The sequence below is a fragment of the Pseudoalteromonas sp. Ld20 genome, assembly GCF_045064175.1.
Lineage (GTDB): Bacteria > Pseudomonadota > Gammaproteobacteria > Enterobacterales > Alteromonadaceae > Pseudoalteromonas > Pseudoalteromonas neustonica.
Genome location: NZ_JBISHB010000038.1, coordinates 50754 through 71173 on the forward strand (window position 1 = coordinate 50754; position 20420 = coordinate 71173).

12 protein-coding genes are annotated in these 20420 nt (G+C 38.8%); all 12 read right to left on the reverse strand.

Annotated features, from left to right (window positions below):
* Window positions 1-49: 49 nt before the first annotated feature.
* Window positions 50-1795: a DUF3466 family protein gene (locus ACJJVX_RS13925; protein ID WP_054453072.1), complete on the reverse strand. Its 1746-nt coding sequence runs from the start codon at window positions 1793-1795 to the stop codon at window positions 50-52.
* Between the two features lie 11 nt (window positions 1796-1806).
* The gene (locus ACJJVX_RS13930) at window positions 1807-3726 is read right to left on the reverse strand and encodes an ABC transporter ATP-binding protein (protein ID WP_054453073.1); all 1920 of its coding nucleotides are present in this window, start codon (window positions 3724-3726) and stop codon (window positions 1807-1809) included.
* Window positions 3727-3741: 15 nt separating this feature from the next.
* Window positions 3742-3978 (reverse strand): glutaredoxin family protein, encoded by a 237-nt coding sequence (locus ACJJVX_RS13935; RefSeq protein WP_054204727.1) that lies wholly within the window; start codon window positions 3976-3978, stop codon window positions 3742-3744.
* Window positions 3971-6088, reverse strand: coding sequence for a bifunctional 23S rRNA (guanine(2069)-N(7))-methyltransferase RlmK/23S rRNA (guanine(2445)-N(2))-methyltransferase RlmL (gene rlmKL, locus ACJJVX_RS13940; RefSeq protein ID WP_054204728.1), 2118 nt, complete (start codon window positions 6086-6088; stop codon window positions 3971-3973). Before rlmKL ends, ACJJVX_RS13935 begins: the two co-directional genes overlap by 8 nt.
* A gap of 90 nt (window positions 6089-6178) precedes the next feature.
* Entirely contained in the window at window positions 6179-6709 is a 531-nt protein-coding gene (locus tag ACJJVX_RS13945) for a cell division protein ZapC domain-containing protein (protein WP_054204729.1), read from the reverse strand.
* A 120-nt stretch (window positions 6710-6829) separates the two neighbouring features.
* Window positions 6830-7840, reverse strand: a complete 1011-nt coding sequence (gene pyrD, locus ACJJVX_RS13950; protein WP_169327402.1) for a quinone-dependent dihydroorotate dehydrogenase — start codon at window positions 7838-7840, stop codon at window positions 6830-6832.
* Between the two features lie 113 nt (window positions 7841-7953).
* The gene (locus ACJJVX_RS13955; RefSeq protein ID WP_054204731.1) at window positions 7954-12795 is read right to left on the reverse strand and encodes an NAD-glutamate dehydrogenase; all 4842 of its coding nucleotides are present in this window, start codon (window positions 12793-12795) and stop codon (window positions 7954-7956) included.
* Between the two features lie 212 nt (window positions 12796-13007).
* On the reverse strand, window positions 13008-15329 hold the full coding sequence (locus tag ACJJVX_RS13960; protein ID WP_054204732.1) for an RND family transporter: 2322 nt from the start codon (window positions 15327-15329) through the stop codon (window positions 13008-13010).
* On the reverse strand, window positions 15329-16330 hold the full coding sequence (locus ACJJVX_RS13965; RefSeq protein ID WP_054204733.1) for a YCF48-related protein: 1002 nt from the start codon (window positions 16328-16330) through the stop codon (window positions 15329-15331). Before ACJJVX_RS13965 ends, ACJJVX_RS13960 begins: the two co-directional genes overlap by 1 nt.
* 129 nt (window positions 16331-16459) lie before the next feature.
* Window positions 16460-17824 carry a DUF1329 domain-containing protein gene (locus tag ACJJVX_RS13970; protein WP_054204734.1) on the reverse strand — a complete coding sequence of 455 codons (1365 nt, stop codon included), beginning with the start codon at window positions 17822-17824 and terminating at the stop codon, window positions 16460-16462.
* Between the two features lie 10 nt (window positions 17825-17834).
* Window positions 17835-19949 (reverse strand): DUF1302 domain-containing protein, encoded by a 2115-nt coding sequence (locus ACJJVX_RS13975; RefSeq protein WP_054204735.1) that lies wholly within the window; start codon window positions 19947-19949, stop codon window positions 17835-17837.
* A gap of 246 nt (window positions 19950-20195) precedes the next feature.
* On the reverse strand, window positions 20196-20417 hold the full coding sequence (locus ACJJVX_RS13980) for a DUF2835 family protein (protein WP_054204736.1): 222 nt from the start codon (window positions 20415-20417) through the stop codon (window positions 20196-20198).
* Window positions 20418-20420 lie beyond the last annotated feature (3 nt).

The following is a 20420-nucleotide window of genomic DNA, read 5'->3' on the forward strand; positions in this document are numbered from 1 at the left end:
TTTTTGTTTAAATCACTCTGTGATAATTACTTATCACATAAGATTTCTCTTAACGAAATACGCGGCGTAAACCCACTAATGGTAACAATAATAATGTATACCAAGGGAAACTTGCAGATTGGCGCTCGTAAGTCTCGGTTGCAGGATCAGAACAACTTTCAACTTCACCATTAATTGGAGTCAATTTAATGGGAACAGGTACACTTTCGTATTCAATGTCCCCGTTAGTATCTCTGACAACGCCACCTAGTGAATCAGTTTTTTCAACTGTTTTTGTTGCAACACCGAAAATTTCATTATCATTATTGATAACTCGTGCTTCAGAAACAGTGTATTTATACCTTGTTTCACCATCAAGTTCATAGCAAGGTAATAAGTCATTCAAATTAGTAATTTTATCATCACCAATTTTATATAAAAAGCCTTCACGACGGCGATTTGATGTATTATATACATCCGTTTCACCTTCGCCTACAATATAGCCGTTATCATTTATACTATTAGCGAATGAGCTTGAGCTACTAAAGTAGTCCGTAGGGAACACTGTGCTGTTGCTAGCTATATCATGATAGAAAAGTTTGTAACGTTGTGCACCATCAATTTGTTTTGATGCATAGCCTACAATAATATTATTTTCACTAATAGCAGATGCTTGACCCTCCACCCAACCATCTTCTTGGTTGACTATCTCAGTTACCTTACCATCTTTATAATACGCAGGTAATGATATAATAGTACTCGCTCGATCATAATAACGAACACTAGAATAACCTACAGCAATATCTTTTCCATTTACTGCTATGGCATTACTGCTATATGCAAAGCTCTCACTTTCGTCATCTTCTGGTGTAAACCCTAAACCTAGCTCTTGCGTTTTTGTGATATTAAGATTGTCATCTAAAGTCCACATAACAGCACGTTTATCAAACAACCCGCCACTTCTCTGATGGGTTATATTTAAACGCTCTATGCATACGGATACAAGCTCATCTTTACCATCACAACTATCGTCAATATTTTTTTGACGATCTGCAGGTATCCCTGTAGAAACTTGCCCGACAACTACATAGCCTGAATTAGTTTTAACAATATCGTTAGCGGTACTAATACCGCCATGTTCTGAAAACTCTGGTATTAACGGAACTTCTGCGCCTGAAGGCGATAAAATGATACCTCGTGATATAAAGTCACGAACGAACTGTGTTTCTTCCTCTGTTTCACCGTCGGCAGTGAATGTTGTTTTGTCATAAGGCGCCGTACCCCAACCGACAGATACTCCATCTTCTGAAACAGCGTTATAAAGATTATTTACAGAACGAGTTAGGCCATCGTAATCAACAGATGAAATGTCAAATAACACTTGCTCTTGCGCACTGCTATTTAGATAGTTAATACCAACAAAGCGACCTATTTTTTGATAATCAGGGTTATTAGCTTGTGATGCAAGAAATGAAAGCATAAAAGCATGGGCGTCAGGGTTAAGCGCAGCTGCATTTTCATTTTTTATTTCATCAAGCGTAAACGTTATTTCTTTGTTAATTTTTTCATAATTAGTCTTAAGATTGCTATATGCCGTCTTGATTAAATCAAGTTCAAAATTTATATAGCTAACATCAATTGGGAAATTATACAAATTTTCTGCAAGCCCTATGATATGACCGCTATTGCTGACATCGCTGATATAATTTTTTTTAGCTCCATCATACGACTCTAATTCCGTTAGTTTATACGTTGCACTGAGTGCCGATGTGCTAATCGTCGCTAAAATACTGGCAGCGAGTAATTTATATTTCATTTTAGTCCTTACTACTGATTCTTTAAATCTTCAAGTTCTTCCCAGCGCTCCAAAGCGGCTTCGAGGTCAGACTCAAGTTGTGCTAAATGGTTCAATTGTTTCGTCGTTTCACTGGCGTCTTGCTTAAAAAAATCACCATCATTGACAACAATTTGCTGAGCTTCAAGCGCTTTTTCTATTTCTTCCAGCTTACTAGGTAACTGTTCCAATTCAAGTTTTAATTTGTAAGATAATTTATTACTTTTGTTATCATTTTTTACCACAGGTGTAACAGGCGCTACTTCTATCTTTTTAATAACAGGTTGCGTATTTTTTTTCTGCTCATCAGCTAAATAATTAACATAAGCTTCATAGTCGCTATAACCACCAACGATATCGGTAATAACGCCATTCCCCTCAAATGCCCACACACTCGAACAGGTATTATCAATAAACTCTCTGTCATGACTTACAATTAAAACAGTACCTTGATATTGATTAATAATATCTTCTAATAATTCAAGTGTTTCAATATCCAAGTCATTGGTTGGCTCATCGAGCACTAAAATATTTGAAGGTTTTAAAAATAACTTGGCTAATAATAAGCGATTTTTCTCACCACCTGATAGCGCTTTAACTGGAGTACGAGCACGTGCCGGTGGGAATAAGAAATCTTGTAAATAGCCAAGTACATGACGTGAACGACCATTCATCATCACTTCTTGCTTACCTTCGGCGACGTTATCTTGCACTGTCGCCTCTTCATCAAGCTTTTGACGGTATTGATCAAAATAGGCAAACTCTAAATTAACACCTTGTTTAACAATACCTCCGTCCGCTTCTATATCACCAAATAGCAGTTTTAATAAGGTAGTCTTACCAATACCATTTGGCCCTACAAGTCCAATACGGTCACCACGCATTACTAGTGTTGAGAAATCATTAGCAATTACTTTGTCTTTATTGAACGCATGATTTAGGTGCTTAGCTTCAAATACCAATTTGCCTGATCTGTCAGCCGTTTCAATATTGAAATCAGTTTTACCAACTTGATCAACACGTTGCTTACGTTCATTACGTAATTGCTTTAACTCTCGAACGCGTCCTTCATTACGTGTTCGACGTGCTTTAACGCCTTGACGGATCCACGTTTCTTCTTCAGCTAAACGTTTATCAAATAATGCGTTTTGTGTTTCTTCAACTTTTAAATCGTGCGCCTTTTGTTCTAAATAGGTCGCGTAATCACCTGGGTAAGAAATTAATTTACCACGGTCTAAATCTAAAATACGTGTTGCAACTGCGCGAATAAAAGCACGGTCATGAGAAATAAAGACAATTCCGCCTTTAAACTCTTTCAAAAATTGCTCGAGCCACATGACACTTTCCATATCTAAATGGTTGGTAGGCTCATCGAGTAATAATAAATCAGGCTCACTTACAAGTGCACGTGCAAGGGCGACTTTGCGTAACCAACCACCAGAAAGTGATTCAAGTTTTGCATCAGGAGAAAGCTCTAACTGTGTAAGCACTAATTGAATACGGCTATCAAAGCGCCAACCATCTGCGGCTTCCAATTGATTTGATAAACGCTCAAGTTTATTTAGCAACTTGTCTGTACAGTCAGTTTGTAACTCAGTACTAACATGGTGAAAATCAATTAATAAATTGGCAATTTCAGGCATCCCTTGAGCAACATAATCGAACACCGAGCCACTGGCTCCTTTTGGTGGATCTTGCTCTAAACGAGATATTTTGATACTACCTAACTGATTTATTTCACCATCATCTAAAATCACTTGGCCATCAAGCACTTTTAAAAGCGTTGATTTACCAGCACCATTACGGCCAACAACACACACTCGTTCGCCAGTTTCAATTACAGCGTCTGCATTATCTAAAAGTGGATGCGTGCCATATGCGAGTTGAGCTTTAGAAATTCTAATTAAATCCATACTATCTGTTTACTCTTATTCTGTTTGCGTAAAAAACTGACGCACATCTTGCGCAGTAAAAGGCCAAAAAAATTGTTGGCCTCGTTCGCTTTCTAAAACCGGTATGCTGGTCTGATATTTTGAAATTAGCGTTTCATCGCTCATAATATCAATTAGCTGTAATGAATCATCATCTAGCAACGGCGTAAGCAAAGCATGTGCTTGCTCACATAAATGGCAGCCATCTGTATGATATAAAATCCATTTAGCCATGGGTAATCAACCAGCTATTATGTATTCTTTTATTGCGTTTAAAGTCAGGTGAAATCGTTTTCTCAGAAATATTAACCGCTTTTAATCCTAAGCCAATTAAACCGACTTCATCCATTGTAAAGCCACGCATATTGTTCGAGAAAATCAACGTCCCTGATGGACTGAGGATTTTTTTAACCCATGTCAGTAATTTAATATGATCATTTTGTACATCAAAGGCATCTTTCATACGTTTTGAATTGGAAAATGTAGGGGGATCTAAAAATATCAAATCATATTGACTGGTTGCATGCTCTAACCATTTCAAGCAATCAGCTTGCTCAAAGCGGTATCGCGTATTACTGATATTATTTAAATCAAAGTTATCTTGGCCCCATTTTAAATAGGTTTTCGATAAATCCACAGTCGTAATTGCTTTAGCTCCACCTAATGCCGCATGTACAGAAGCTGTACCTGTATAAGCAAATAAATTCAAGAAGCGCTTATCTTTTGAATTTTCTTGAATATAACGTCGTGCTAAACGATGATCTAAAAACAGCCCCGTATCTAAGTAATCAAATAAATTAACTTTAAACTTAGCACCAAATTCTTCGATAACTTGAGTACGATTTTGCTTTGCCATTGGCGTGTATTGTTCTTCGCCTTTTTGCTTTTTACGGACTTTTACGGCAATGTTTCCTGGCGCAATATTAAGCTGCTGTGCGGTCAATGAAATAACGTCTTGAAGACGCTTATGTGCCGTCACATCGTCAATTTCTTTCGGTGCAGCGTATTCAAATATGACTGCTGAATCACCATAAATATCAACGGCAACATTGTATTCAGGGATATCAGCGTCGTACACGCGATATGCGTGTATATCATTTTGTTTAAGCCAATTTTTTAAACCTTGCTTATTCTTTTTAACGCGGTTAGCAAACGACATTGAACCTTCAAAGTTCAATGCTGGTTTATCTTCCGTTGTTAAGCTTACTTGCTTATCGTCAAGTTGATATAAGTTAAGTACCACATCAAGCGGGCCATTTTTAAATTTATAGCGTTTGAGTTTTACTAACTTGAGTAGTTTAAATAAACTCTCATCCATACCTAATAACGCAAGTTTCCAATGATTAAAGTGTTTTTTAAATCCAGTCCCTAAACCACTATGTAAACTAACTAACTCAGCCATAGAGCCGATACGTTCACCATACGGTAAATTTGAAATGACCACACCCGGCAATTTTGCCACTGAGGTCAACTTGGTCGCATCGCTTTGTTTAAACTTGATCACATCGCCTAAATCAGCTCTACGGGCATTATCCACCGCTTTGCTAAGTACGTTAGAATCATTATCATGACCAATAAGCCATAGTTTAGGATCGGTAATTTGCGAGGTAAGTTGTTCTTTTAATTCTCTGTATTTAGCAACACGAAAGCTTGGTAAGCGCTCAAAAGCAAAACCTTCTCGGAATAAACCCGGAGCCTCATTGCGTGCCATACCTGCAGCTTCAATTAGAATAGTACCAGCACCACAACATGGATCAAATAACGGCTGTTGAACATTTTCAAGCCAACCACTGCGTTTAATCAGTGCGGCTGCTAAATGTTCTTTTATCGGTGCCTTGCCTTGGCCTTCACGATAACCACGCTCAGATAAACGAGGACCTGAATAATCAATATACATCGCCACGCCTTGGCGCGATAGCCGTGCAACAACACGCACATTGGCATTTTGTTTATCTACATTTGGGCGCTGTTCGAAAAGGTCATTAAAATAATCCACAATAGCGTCTTTAATCACAAGCCCTGAGAACTGGGTATTTTTCAATGAATCATTTGTTCCATTGAAATCAACAGCAAATGTTTGTGTAGGGCCGAACCATTCTTGCCAAGGTTGCGAACGAGCAAAATTGTAAAGACTCTCTTTGTCATCTACGCCTTCTTTCTCTTCGATCAACATCAGAACACGCGTTGCAAAGCGGCTCATTAAACAAACTTTTTGTGCTAATGTAGTGTCGGCGTCAAAACGCACAGAACCCACTGTTTGCTTGGTGACAGTTGCACCAATTTCAGTAAGTTCATCAACCAATAAATTTTCGATTCCGATCGAAGTAAGCGCGATAAATTGCAAAGTAATAACCCTTAATAGCTAATTGCGCAGGATTATACCATAGGTTGACTGACAAACACGTGATAATGGGAGGAACTGCAAAAAATATGCTTAGGCAGTTTTACTATTTTGGGCGTGGTTATAAATTGGAAAAACACGGTTATTGAGCACTCGAATAGCTTCAAATTGGTTAAGGCTTAGATTTTCATCTAATTTAAAACACTCTGACAAACTAATGCATAAAGATGCTTCTTTACAATGATCAACGATCAAAAACTCACCACTTTGAGCTGCCGACTGTAGCTTTATAACAGCTTCAACACTCGGTTCTGCTCCGGTGTAAGTTTCAAAAAACCAACTTTTTGCAAGCATTGGCTTTAAATAAAATTTTGCTGCGGTTGCATTGAGTGCAATTTGACATAGCTTTGCTGGTTGCCAAATATTAAAACCATCAAGATATTGATATACTTGCTGATAAAATGCGGCATCTTCTAAACTAAAATTAGGTTGAGTAAGTACAGAATCAGTCAATTGACGGAGTTTAAAAGGCGTGCACAGCTGCATATCTTGGTCTAAATCAACCAATAAACGGTTCCGTACTTGACAAGCAACCCACTGCCATTGCTTTGATGCTTGTAACATGCTCTCCTTTAGCTCCCAGGAATTAATTACACGAATAATGAAGTATAGCGGCTTTTGATCATTTACACTATGTTTGCTTAGAACATTTAATGAACGATCAAAAGCTTAGATAACGGATCCTTATAAGTCGTTAAGGATCGTTTTAACTAATTGCGGACCTTTATAAATAAATCCAGTGTAAACCTGTAATAAATCGGCACCCGCCTCTAACTTTTCTTTCGCGCTTGGCGCATCATCAATACCACCAACACCTATAATTGGTAACGCTCCACCTGTTAGTCGCTTTAGTTCCTTCACGACATGAGTTGAACGTGCCCGCACTGGTTGGCCTGATAATCCACCCGCTTCATCAGCATATTGCTGTCCATGGACAGAAGCTCGCTCTAATGTAGTGTTCGTCGCTATTACACCATCTATTTTATTATTCAGTAAAGACTCACTTACTTGCCTAATTTGAACCTCATCAAGGTCAGGGGCAATTTTAACCAACATAGGAACTTGTTTACCGTGCTTTGCGATTAAATCGAGCTGTTCATTCTTTAGGCTTTGCAATAAATCATCAAGTGCTGCACCATACTGTAAATCACGAAGTCCCGGCGTATTTGGCGACGATATATTAACGGTAATGTATGAGGCATGCTCAAATACCTTACGCATGCAATGTATGTAGTCATCTTTACCCTGCTCATTTGGTGTGTCTTTATTTTTACCAATGTTGATGCCTAAAATACCGTCGTATTTTGCAGCTTTAACATTAGCAACGAGATTATCAACACCTTTATTGTTAAAGCCCATGCGGTTAATAATTGCATTAGATTGTGGCAAACGGAAAATACGTGGTTTGTCATTCCCGACTTGTGGGCGTGGGGTAACCGTACCAACTTCCAAAAAACCAAAGCCCATTTGCGCAAATGCATCAATACACTGCGCATCTTTATCTAGCCCAGCAGCAAGCCCAACAGGGTTTTTAAATTGTAAGCCTAGAAACTCAACAGGATGATCTGTCACCGATTGCGACCATGCAGCACTAAATGGGGTATTGCTAAAGCGACGTAAATTATGAAGTGCGAATTCATGGGCCCATTCCGCATCACGGGTGAACATAAAACGGCGAGCTAGATCGTAAAACATAAAAGAATCCTCTATATAAAAAAATACCCCAGACTAGGCTGAGGTATTGTATAACAAATTTAACTATTAACTCATTATTTTCACGTAAGAAAAATATAAGTTAAGCTAATTGTTTATTTTCCTGATGTATCGCAATTATGACTAAGTAACATAAGTTCGCGAAGTGCAACAGAAAACTTAGCAAAGTCGTGACTTTGTGATGTTTTAAATTCTGCAAGCATTTGCTTCCAACGTTGCAGTAATTGCTCTTGCGTGTCCATCCACTGATCTATTTGACCATCAACATCCTTATTGTCACCTTCAAAGCCATTTAACACAACTTCAGCAAGTGTACGTTGTTGCCAATCAAGCTCTTCTCGATATGATGCACGAGCAAGTGCTTGCCAATGATTTGCAACTGGTTGATTTGTAATTTGATCAAGGAACCAATGTAAGCCCATACGCGCACCAAGCTTAAAGTACGTGTTAGACACCATATCAATGCTTCGCCCTGAGTTATTTGCCACTTCAGCTAAATCCATAATTGAGAATAAGCTTGAAAGCGCGACAATACGATCAGCAAGTGCAACTGGCACACCATTATCAACCAGCTTTTCTGCTGATTTGGCTAAACGTTCAGCTTCTTTATCAACCATGTAGGTATTTAAGTTAGTACTTAAATCTGCAAATGTTGGTGTGAAGAATTCAATTGCTTGCTCAATCGTTTGGGCTTTATTGCGATGACGTAAGAACCAACGTGTTGTGCGACGAACTGTTCGGCGTAATTGATATAGCATTTCCGTTTGAACAGCAGCCGGTACTTTGTTATCAAGTTCCACTATCGATGACCATGTATCACGCATCTGGAAAACTTCCGTTGCGATTGAATAGCACAACGCAATTTCAGATTCAGTTGCTCCAGTCTCTTCATGCATACGGACCATGAAATTAAGACCCATATCATTTACGATATTATTAGCTAGTTTGGTCGCAATAATTTCTTTACGCAGTGGGTGATTATCCATCGCACCGTTAAATTTTTCACGTAATGGTAATGGGAATGACTTCACCAATAACTGACGATAATACGGATTCTCTGTAATGTCATCAGTAACTAATGACTCTTTAAGAACCATTTTTGCGTACGATACCAACACAGATAACTCTGGACGAGTCAAATCTTTACCCGCGGCAGCACGTTCAGCCAATTCTTCATCACTTGGAATAAATTCAATGGCACGATTTAGCTTACCATCTTTTTCAAGCGCATGAATAAAGCGTATTTTTTCTTTAAGCGTTGATGAACCCTTAGATTGAGTAATTGACAGCGTATGCGTTTGACGATAACAATCTTTCAACACCAATTCAGAAACTTCATCAGTCATTGAGTACAGCAGTTCATCACGTTGTTTACGTGTTAAATCACCTGACGTTACCAACCCATTAAGAAGGATTTTAATGTTCACTTCATTATCTGAACATGCAACCCCACCCACATTATCGATAAAGTCAGTATTAACGCGACCGCCTTTAGCCCCGAATTCAATACGGCCTAACTGCGTAGCACCTAAGTTACCACCTTCGCCAAGTACTTTCGCACCAAGCATTGCACCATTAATGCGCAATGCATCGTTAGCACGATCGCCTACATCTGCATCACTTTCTTTACTGCTCTTAATGTAAGTACCGATGCCACCATTCCACAGTAGATCAAATTCCATCATCAAGACTGCTTTGATCAATTCATTTGGTGTCATGCTGGCTTTTTTAGTACCCAACATTTTTTTCATCTCTGGGCTTAGTGTGATTGATTTCGCTGCGCGAGAGAAAACACCACCACCGGCTGAGATTAATTCTTTATTGTAATCTTCCCATGAAGAGCGTGGTAAATTAAATAAACGCTCACGTTCAGGGTATGATGTTGCTGAATCTGGCGTTGGATCAATAAAGATATGCAAGTGGTTAAATGCTACTTGTAAACGAATATGTTTAGATAACAGCATACCGTTACCGAATACATCTCCCGCCATATCCCCTATTGCCACTACAGTGAAATCAGTTGTCTGGCAGTCAATATCCATTTCACGGAAATGACGTTTAACTGATTCCCACGCACCTTTTGCTGTAATACCCATCTTCTTATGGTCATAACCTACTGAACCACCTGAAGCAAATGCATCGCCCAGCCAGAAGTTATATTCGTTTGCAATTCCATTAGCAATATCAGAGAACGTCGCAGTACCTTTATCGGCTGCAACTACTAAGTAAGCATCATCTTCATCATGGCGAACAACATTTTGCGGTGGGACAATCTCACCCTGAACAATGTTATCGGTAATGTCTAATAAACCACGAATAAAGATTTTGTAACATTCTTGGCCTTCTTTAAAGAATGCATCACGCTCAGCTGGCAATTGCTTACACACAAAGCCACCTTTAGAGCCTACAGGGACGATTACTGTATTCTTTACTTGTTGCGCTTTTACTAAACCAAGGACTTCTGTTCTGAAATCTTCGCGACGGTCAGACCAACGTAATCCTCCACGAGCAACTTTACCGCCACGTAAGTGAACACCTTCAACACGAGGTGAGTAAACGAATATTTCAAATGCCGGTAATGGTAATGGCATATCTGGGATCAAACTTGGTTTAACTTTAAACGATACATACGATTTAAATTGACCAGTCTCATCTTTTTGGAAGTAGTTAGTACGCAGTGTTGCAATGATCATATCAACATATAAACGAATAATACGGTCATCATCTAAATTAGCGACGTTTTCAAGTTCTAAATATACTTGAGCAATTAATTTATCAAGTGTTTTAACACTCGCAGGGCTTTTTACAGAAAACTTTTTAGCGAATAGATTAACTATTTGCGTAGCAATATGTGGGTAGTTCGCAAGCGTACTTTCGATATAGCTTTGTGAGAAAGTAACACCGACTTGACGCATATATTTTGCATACGCACGTAATATTGATGCTTCACGCCCTGTTAACCCACCCATTAATACAAGCCTGTTAAAGCCATCATTTTCTAAACGATTATTCCAAACACTTGTTAATGCAGCGCGAAAACGTGCCGATATTTTATCGAAATCAGCAATCCCTTTGCTATCAAGTAGCATTGAAAAGTCCATGATCCAGTTGATACGACCATCGCTGGTTTTAACTGAATAAGGTGTTTCACCAATTACGCGCAAGCCAAAATTTTCAAGCATTGGCATTACATCTGACAAATGGATTGGCTCATCTTTATGGAATAAGCTCAAACGTACGATATTGCTATTTGCTTCTTCTTGTGGACGATAAAACTGCATTTCCAGCTTATTATCATCGTTCAATAATTCAAGTTTCTCAATATCAACAACTGCAGCACTTGGTAATACTTCATCTTTATATGAACGCGCGAATGCATTAGCATATTTACGATTTAAATCGTTACCACGCGCTTCACCAGCCGATTCTAATAGCGCTGATTGTAATTTATCTTCCCAAGTACGAGCTGCTTCTATTAAATTATTTTCAATGTCTTTCACGTTATATTCTATATTGTTGTCAGTCACACGTACGGTATAATGAGTACGCGCCAGTGTTGACTCAGAGAAGAAAGTAGTAAATTCGACTTTATCGTCAGAATTAAATGCATTACCTAAAATACCTTGAGTTTCGCGACGTAACGCTGTGTTATAACGCTCTCGAGGAACATAAACCATACAAGAGAAAAAGCGACCATAAGCATCTTTACGAACAAATAAGCGACACATATCACGTTCTTGCACTTGTAAAACACCCATTGCAACTTCAAGTAACTCGCCTTCTCGGGCTTGAACAAGTTCATCGCGTGGATACGTTTCAAGAATATTCAAAACTGCTTTATAAGCATGCGTACCTTTTGCAAAATCACACATATCCATAATACGCGTTATTTTACTTTTAAGGACTGGAACATCAGTAGCACTGTTGTTATAAAAGCTTGATGAGAACAAACCAATAAAACGATCTTCACCTATCACATTTCCTTGCTCATCAAAACGCTTAATACCAACATAATCGATATAAGCCGGACGATGAACACGCGACACGGAGTTCGTTTTAGTTAAAATAAGTAAGTTAGTGCTACGCGCTTCTTGGCGAGCAACTTCTGGTAACTCTGAAAGTAAACGTGAATGCTCTTCGGTTGAATTTTTCATCAAACCAAGACTACTTTCCATTATTCCTTTTAATTGATAATCACCTTGAACAGGAGATAAATCATACTGACGATAACCCATTAACGTGAAGTTATCTTTTACCAACCAGTCTAAAAACTCGACTGTCTCTGCTACTTCATTTGCATTTTTATTATGGTGACGTTTTGGTAAATCTTTACTGACTGCAATTAGTTTTTCACGGATCGGCTGCCAATCTTCTACCGCTGTCGATACATCCGTTAATACAGACTCAAGCTCTTTTTTAAACGAGTCAATCACTGTCGAATCTGTTTGGCGATCAATTTCAATAAAAAACACTGTTTTTGTTGAACTCGATTCTTGCTCTGCTTTTAAATTAGACAAAGCTGATATTTTAGTGTTTTTATCGCGTTGAATTTTAAGTGGGCTATGTAGTAGCAAGTGAGATGCGATGTTTTCGCGGGTCATCGCCATACGTACGGAATCAACTAAAAATGGCATATCTTTAGCGATAATTTCGACGATTGTATGCGATGACTGCCAGCCATCTTTTGCTACTTCAGGATTGAAGACGCGAATAACCGCATCATCAGAGGTATTTTTTTCCAGCGAGTTCCATAGGCTAAGTGCAGCGCCATATAAGTCACTATCATTGCGATGTGCCAAATCTTCTTTAGACATATTGCTGTACAAGGATTTGGCGAATTTCTCAACGAGTAACACATTATCAGCGTGAACTTTTTTCTGGATCAGCTTACAGACATTATCTAAGATAACCGAGGCTTGCCCTTCATTTCGTGTCATTACATGTTCCTTAAATCTATACCATCTAAATTAGATGGGAAATTTGTACAGCAATTTAATTGTGTGGAGTCAGGCAAATTCTAACCCTTTTAAAATTAATAAACAGCCCTTTCGATGAAAACATTTTAAGCATTTCAGCTATTTGGTCATCTATTCACAAATTATAGATATAAATGGCCATTACTGACCATTTAGAAGCACAATTATTCACATTATTTTTTCTGGTCAGTCCAGAGTAAACTACCTATTGCAGGTAAAAGCAGTACTGCACCTAGCATATTGACCAAAAACATAAAGGTTAACAAAATTCCCATATCCACCTGAAACTTCAAATCAGAGAAAATCCATGTGCTCACACCAATTGCAAGTGTAATACCTGTAAATAAAACAGCGCTGCCACGTTCAACTAGTGCATTTCGATACGCAATAGGTAACGCAACCCCCTGCTTTAATTGGCCCATCATCGAGGACAAAATATAAATTCCGTAATCAACACCTATACCCACTCCTAACGCGATCACAGGCAATGTTGAAACGGTCAACCCTATTTCTAATTGCACCATTAGGGCTTGTGCAAGGGTTGATACAATATATAACGGAAGTACAACAGCAATAGTAGCTTTAACACTTTTAAAACTTATCAAGCATAAAATGATAACTGCGCCATAAACATAAAGCATCATAGGCAATTGAGCAGCTGAAACCGACTCATTCGTTGCCGCCATTACACCAACTGGCCCAGATGCCAATTTGAATTGTAAGGTATCTGTTTGCTCCTCAATGGCAAACTGCTTCACACTTGCAATTACATTATCAATAGTCTCTGCTTTATGGTCATCTAAAAAGATGATTACAGGCATGACAGAGCAATCCCCGTTTAATAACCCTGTACTGGTTTCAACACGAGCCGTAGACTGGACTAAGCTAGCCGTATTGCGAGGCAATGTTTGCCATTTAAGATTACCTTCGTTGTAACCTGCATTAACTGATTGAGCGACTGAACTCAAGCTTACAGCTGACTGGACACCTGCCAGATTTTCAACTTTATACTGAAAGCGACTAATACGCTCCATCACATCATGCTCTGTACACGCTGCTGGATAGGCCTCAACTAACACTTTTAATATGTCAGACGAAATAGTGTATTTATCCGATATTAAGAAGGTGTCTTGGTTGTAACGTGCATCTTGATGAAGCGAAGGTGCACCTGCATGTAAATCGCCAATACGCATTTTATCTGCTTGCCAGTAACCCAATGCAAATAATACCAAGGTAAATACAATAATAAGCTTAGCCCACTTTGGATCTGTCGCTTTTACTAAAACCTCACGAATTGAGTCAAGTATGTTTGGTTTATTTGTATTACCTTTTTGAATTTTAACTGAGTTTTCAAAATGCATATAGGATGCCCAAACAGGCAGTAAGATTAAATTAGTGAAAATAATGACTGCAACACCTAAACTTGCTGTTATAGCTAACTCGCGGATAATACCAATATCAATAGTGAGAAGCGTTAAAAAGCCAACAGTATCTGAAAGCAGTGCAATCCCACCAGGAACTAACAAGGAGCGAAAACTTGATTGACAACATAAACGTGTGCTCGCACCTTCGAGTACCTTTTTACCAATCGCATTAATCATTTGCACGCCATGACTAACACCAATAGCGAAAACCAAAAATGGTACTAAAATAGACATTGGATCAAGACCAAAACCAAGGCTAGATAAAATCCCTAATTGCCAAATCACCGCAATAATTGAACATGCAATCGGAAGTATTGTGAGCTTTAAGCTACCACAAAATAACCAAACCATGATGAAAGTAAAGGCGATTGCGATTGCAAAGAATAAAACAACACCTTTCGCACCTTCAGCAATATCGCCAGCCATTTTAGCAAAGCCAATTATATGAATGCTGACAGTTTCAGTGCTTAGCGGTTGACGAATTTCAGTTTCTAATTTTTGAGCGAATGCCAGGGTATCCAATTTTTCTTGAGTTTGCGGATCAGTTTCCAATAGTTGAGCACTCACCATTGCACATGAGTAATCGGATGCGATCATACGACCTACAACTTTAGCCTTCTCAATATTTTCTTTTACAACTGCCAGCCCACGCTCATCTGCTTTGAAATTTGCAGGGATAATTGGCCCCCCTGCAAAACCATCTTCAACAACTTCAACAAAACGTGCACTCGGTGAAAAAATTGAGTTTACTAGAGGTCGATTAATTCCCGGTATAAAATAAAGCTGATCATGCACTGCTTTTAACTGCGTAAAAAATTCAGGGTTAAATATATTACCGCTATCATCACATACAGAAATTAAAATACTATTTGCTCCACCAAACTGTTTTTCATGTTTGGTATACACTTTCATATAGTCGTGATTAAGCGGTATATTTTTATTAAATGAGGCATCTAATTGGATGTTAGTCGCTTTGAAAGCTAAAAAGCACGTTATCAAAATAAAGCTGATAAGCATAACCAAACGGTGACGAAAAACGGCCTTCTCTAAAAAATCTAAAATACTGTGCATTACGGAGTTATCCTCTTCACTTTAATACCATTTTCTGAGGCCATAACTAATTGTTGCTCAAAAATCACGGCATCTAAAATGGCTTTACCATCCGGTAATTGTTCTACTTGTAACTGGCTGTCTTTATAATGAAAAATGACACCACTATTAGCCAATAGCAACCAGTTACCCTTATCATCATGGATAATACTATTAACTGTAGCCGTTTTAATATTTTCGATAGGCTGCCACATTACATCCCCATGACGGCTAAATATATTGCCACGCAATCCTGCAACTAACTCTTCGTTTTGTTCATTAATGCCATAAGCAAAGAAAGACCCTGGATAAATTTCATCATCGCGTTGCCAAGTTTGACCATTATCAAGGCTATGAGCAAGTAAACCCATCTCCCCTACTAAAACAAGCTTTTCATTAGTGGCAACAATACGATTAAAATGCGGTAAAATTGAAGCTGTTTCAGCTTCATAAGCCTGTGGATCCGATTCTTTTAGATCATTCAAGTAATCACGATCATCTTCAAATAATAATGTATCTAAAAAGCGTTTCTGCCATTGCTTTCCGCCATCATGTGTTTCATAAAACATGCCATAGGCGCCTACAGCAAAACCATGCTGCGCATCTTTAAACAATATATCGAGGCATGGTTTATCTAATGTCGCATTACTATATTGAAGCTGCCAATCATTACCCCCATTATCTGTATTTATAATGGTCGCATCATGCCCACAAGCCCAACCATTTTGAGTATCGACAAAATTGACCGCAGTGAGTAAGACTTGTGTTGGTACGTTAGCCTGCTCCCAATTTTTGGCGTCTGGACTCGTTATGACTGTTCCGTGTTTACCAACAGCGACTAATTGATCACCATTGAACTCAATATCTGTAAGGAGCGTTTTATCAGCTTTAATTGCACTAATAGCGTAAAGCGGATCAGCCGCTAATGAATGGGCAGTAAAACAAGCGAGGGAACTAAAACCTGCAAAAAGCAAATACTTCATAAATTTAAATCGCCTTGAGGAGACTGTGTTTGTCTAATAAAACTAGCAATTGGGTGTTCTAGTACGTGTCACGAAGACAAACGCGATTTGATAGAAAAGGCACCTAACCGATATTAGGTGCCTGTTTTATTAACGGCCTTCGCGGCGTAAAGCGTTTGATGTAAATTCGTTGTCATTAAACGATTGTGAGAAATCATACATTTTCTCTTGGTTGTCTAAACCAATCGCTAAATAACGACGTGAATTTAAATCATGGTATACGTCAAGCGTACTCCAATTTGTAAGTGCATCATAGTAATTGATACCATGCGCCATTGCTACACGATACATTTGATCACGATTATCGTAAATATCAGTTACATGTACTTGCCAGCTATCTTCATCAATATAAAACACACGCTTTTTATAAGTGTGGCGTGTATCAGCTTTCAAATTTGCTTCAACAACCCATACTCTGTGTTTTTCATAACGAACATGTTCAGGATTAATATGACCAGCCATCAAAATATCATCATATTCTAACTTATCACTGTGAAGCTTATAGCTATTATAGGGAATATATAGCTCTTGCTTACCTTTCAATGTCCATGTGTAACGATTTGGTGAACCGTTAAACATATCAAAATCATCAGTTGTGCGTAAGCTATCAGCTGCGGTTCCTGGTGCATCATAGGCTACATTTGGCGCACGACGAACACGACGTTGGCCTGTATTATAAGTCCATGCTTGACGTGGCGTTAATATTTGGTCCATCGTTTCATGTACTAGTAACGCAGTCCCCGCTAAACGGGCTGGCTGAGTAACCTTTTGCTTAAACTTAAACAAAATATTTGACTCTTGCAGCTCTGCCGGCGTCGCTTTTGGATCTGAATACTTAACTAATAGCTGTTCGTCAAAGCCAACCATGTTGTAAGAGCCTGAGGCTGTTGGTGCTGCTTGACCACCAAAGCGTTCTACCGACATACCGCGATAACGTAAAAGATGATTCCAAATGGCTTCTAAGCCTGTTTTTGGAATTGGAAAAGGAATACCAATCGCAGTATTTTTAATCCCATTCCCATCTTCAATTAACTCAGCAACAGGCGCGTACTGTTTCGTTGCATCATAAACAAATTGCGGGTTCGACGCACTGCGATGAGTTTTGTAAATGTTCATTTTAAACGTATCTGGATACGCTTCAAAAAGTGCAACTTGGCCAGGACTTAGGTTTTCTTTGTATTTCGCGATGTTCGATTTATCAATCGTGAAAAGTACTTTATCATCAGCAAAAGGGTCTGGATGGTGCATACCAGGCGTATAACCTGCAGGTGCTTTGGTAATACCACCCGTCCAAGCTGGGATTGAACCATCAGCATTGCCAGCTTTTTCAGCGCCCAATGGTGTTAGATCTGCACCTAAACGCGCGACTTCTTCATTTGTCATTTTAGCGACTGCAGCAGTAGTTGAAAATAAACTACATAGTGCAAACGCAATGAGGGTAGGTTTTTTTATCATCATGATACCCTTAAATTGAATATTTAATATTGAAAGAAACAAAATCGCGATCAGAGAAAGTATTTGTTTGACCACCACCCCAGAAGGAGTTGTAGCTGAAATCAAACGACCACGCATTTTGGTAGTTAAAGTTGGCAGTAACACCTAATGACTTACGGTCTTCAATAAACAAGAACATAGGATCTGGTGTAATACCATTTACATCGTGAGAAAACACAATGCGCGGTGAAAAGTTAACGCCTTTGAAGAAGTTATAGTAATCACCCTTTGCAATTAAACGATAACCCCAAGCAGATGCGGTCGGAAATGAGTTAGTTTCGGGTCCATTTGATAATCCCAAGTGTAAAGTCGAATAATCATCAGCATTAGGACCAGAAATAACACCACTTCGACCAGTACCCGAAACATTTAAACGTAATTCATTATAATCAGGTAAATCGTTTATACGCACGCCACCTATTTCACCTACAACAGCCCAACTATCAGCGCCTAAAGAAGGACCAAATAAATGTGTTGCTGTAAATTGAAGTTGCGCTGTATTACGTAAAATATAGCCTGCAGCGACTTGACCTGGTGCAACCGCACTACTAACAATAGTTCCATCAGCAAGTGTTGTTTTTGCATTGCCTGGCACCTGAGATATACGTTCTAAATCAGGTCTTAAACCTGCTGCAGCTAACTGTTCAGGCATACCGGCATAAAGCAGCTCTACATCATCAATTTGCAATGGTTCGTCTTGACGAAATGCAAATTCACCAGCAAATGCGGTTTCACCAAGCGACGTATTAAAGCTTAAACCATATAGTTTAATATCTTCAGGGTATTCTAAAATACCTTGAGTAAATGCATTAAGTTGAGTGATGTTATCTTCCGTGATCTCTGATGACAATATCATCGCAATATCTTGGCCGATTGCTGGCGCTGAGAAGTTAGATACTTTACCAGAAATTAAAGGGCGGCGGCTGTGGTAATTTATATGATAAAGCGCAACCTCGGTATCATTCAGTTCAGGTAAAAACATCCCTAAACGAAGACCATATTGCCCACCGTTATCTGGTTCAATTTTACCCGCACTGCCTTTTCCTTTAAGTGCAACTTTTGTAGGGTAAGCCATATACATTTGGCTCATCATAGCCTGACCTTGTGCACTCGTTGGGTCAACACCTTGAGAGCTTACAATATCGTCTAGATTATTTAAACTTTGAGTCAAAAATGCCAAGTCAATATCAGGATTCGCAGTGAATCCTAACTGGACATTCTGCTGATAGCCATTTTCTGATGCAAAATCATTTGTTGAAAAATAACTACCTGCAGCAGGTAAACGTGTTTCATGCCAGTCATATTGGTAAAAGGCTTCAAGATTAATATTATCAGTGATCCCCAGTGAAGCCCATAACATTCCTACCGGAATAAACGCTTCTTTTAGCTCCGCACCGGGTGCTTTCAAGCGATCGATATCGACAGGGTTAACATTGATACCATGGGAGATTAATGTACTTTCACCCCAGTTAACTACTTGTTGACCTAAACGAATAGACAATGGGTTATTGCCGTCATTCAAGTCGAAATCTGCCCAAACAAAAGCATCAAGTAAGCGTATATCAGCACACACTTGCTTTTTAGTATCTGCGTCATCGCATGGATCAGCTGCTTTACCCGAAGTTGGGTTCTTATAAGCTCGCTCACCATCCATAAGTTCAAAATCATAAAAATACATAAAGCGTGTAAACAAGCCAAAGTTATCTTTATTTATAGAAAGGTCATGCGTACCCTTGAGCAATTTAGAAAACGAATCACCGCTATCGAAATTTAAGTCCCCCGCATCACCATTGTTCGAATATGCGCCTGGCTGAGCCCAGACATCTTGCCCAGAATAAACAGTGTTCCCAACTGAAGGGTTATAACCCGTCCAATCGAAAGCTGGATTATTACTTTTACCGATCAAAGAAAAATCGCGGTCTTCTACGCGAATACTTTGGCCATAAGAAAAGTTTGAATCAAACGTTACATCAAAACCGCCAACTTCAAAGTTGGCAGCGTGTGCTACGCCCGTTGATAAACCTAAAGTTGCAGCAGCTAGGCCCATAACGATTTTATTTTTAACAAATAGCGATCTTCTTATCATTGTGTGTTCCCCCTTTCGCGGGTCATTTTGTGATCAAGTTATTGTTTTTAGTGTAGTCGTAACGATAGAAGCGAAATAAAGAAATTACAAATAGAACGCGTTCAATCGGTCATAATTTTTCAGTTTAGTTGGCGTTTACGCAATGGTAAGACGTCCTACCAGATAATTTATACACGTAAATTAACAATAGGACAAATTGATTTAACAAAAATATAATATAAACCAAATAATTTTTTTTTATCCATCTTAGCCAATGCGCTCTAAACGTATAAATTTATGTTCAACTGTTAATAAAAGTCTAAACCGCCCTCTCACTCCTAAAGAAGAAATAAACGGGCGTAAATGATGGGCAGCAAAACGTACTTTTTTACCGCCATCTTCTTGTACTTGCACCGAGGTATACTTACCTTCGTAATAATCCATACATTGTATATAGGTAAGGTTTAATAAAAAGTAATATTCGATCATAAT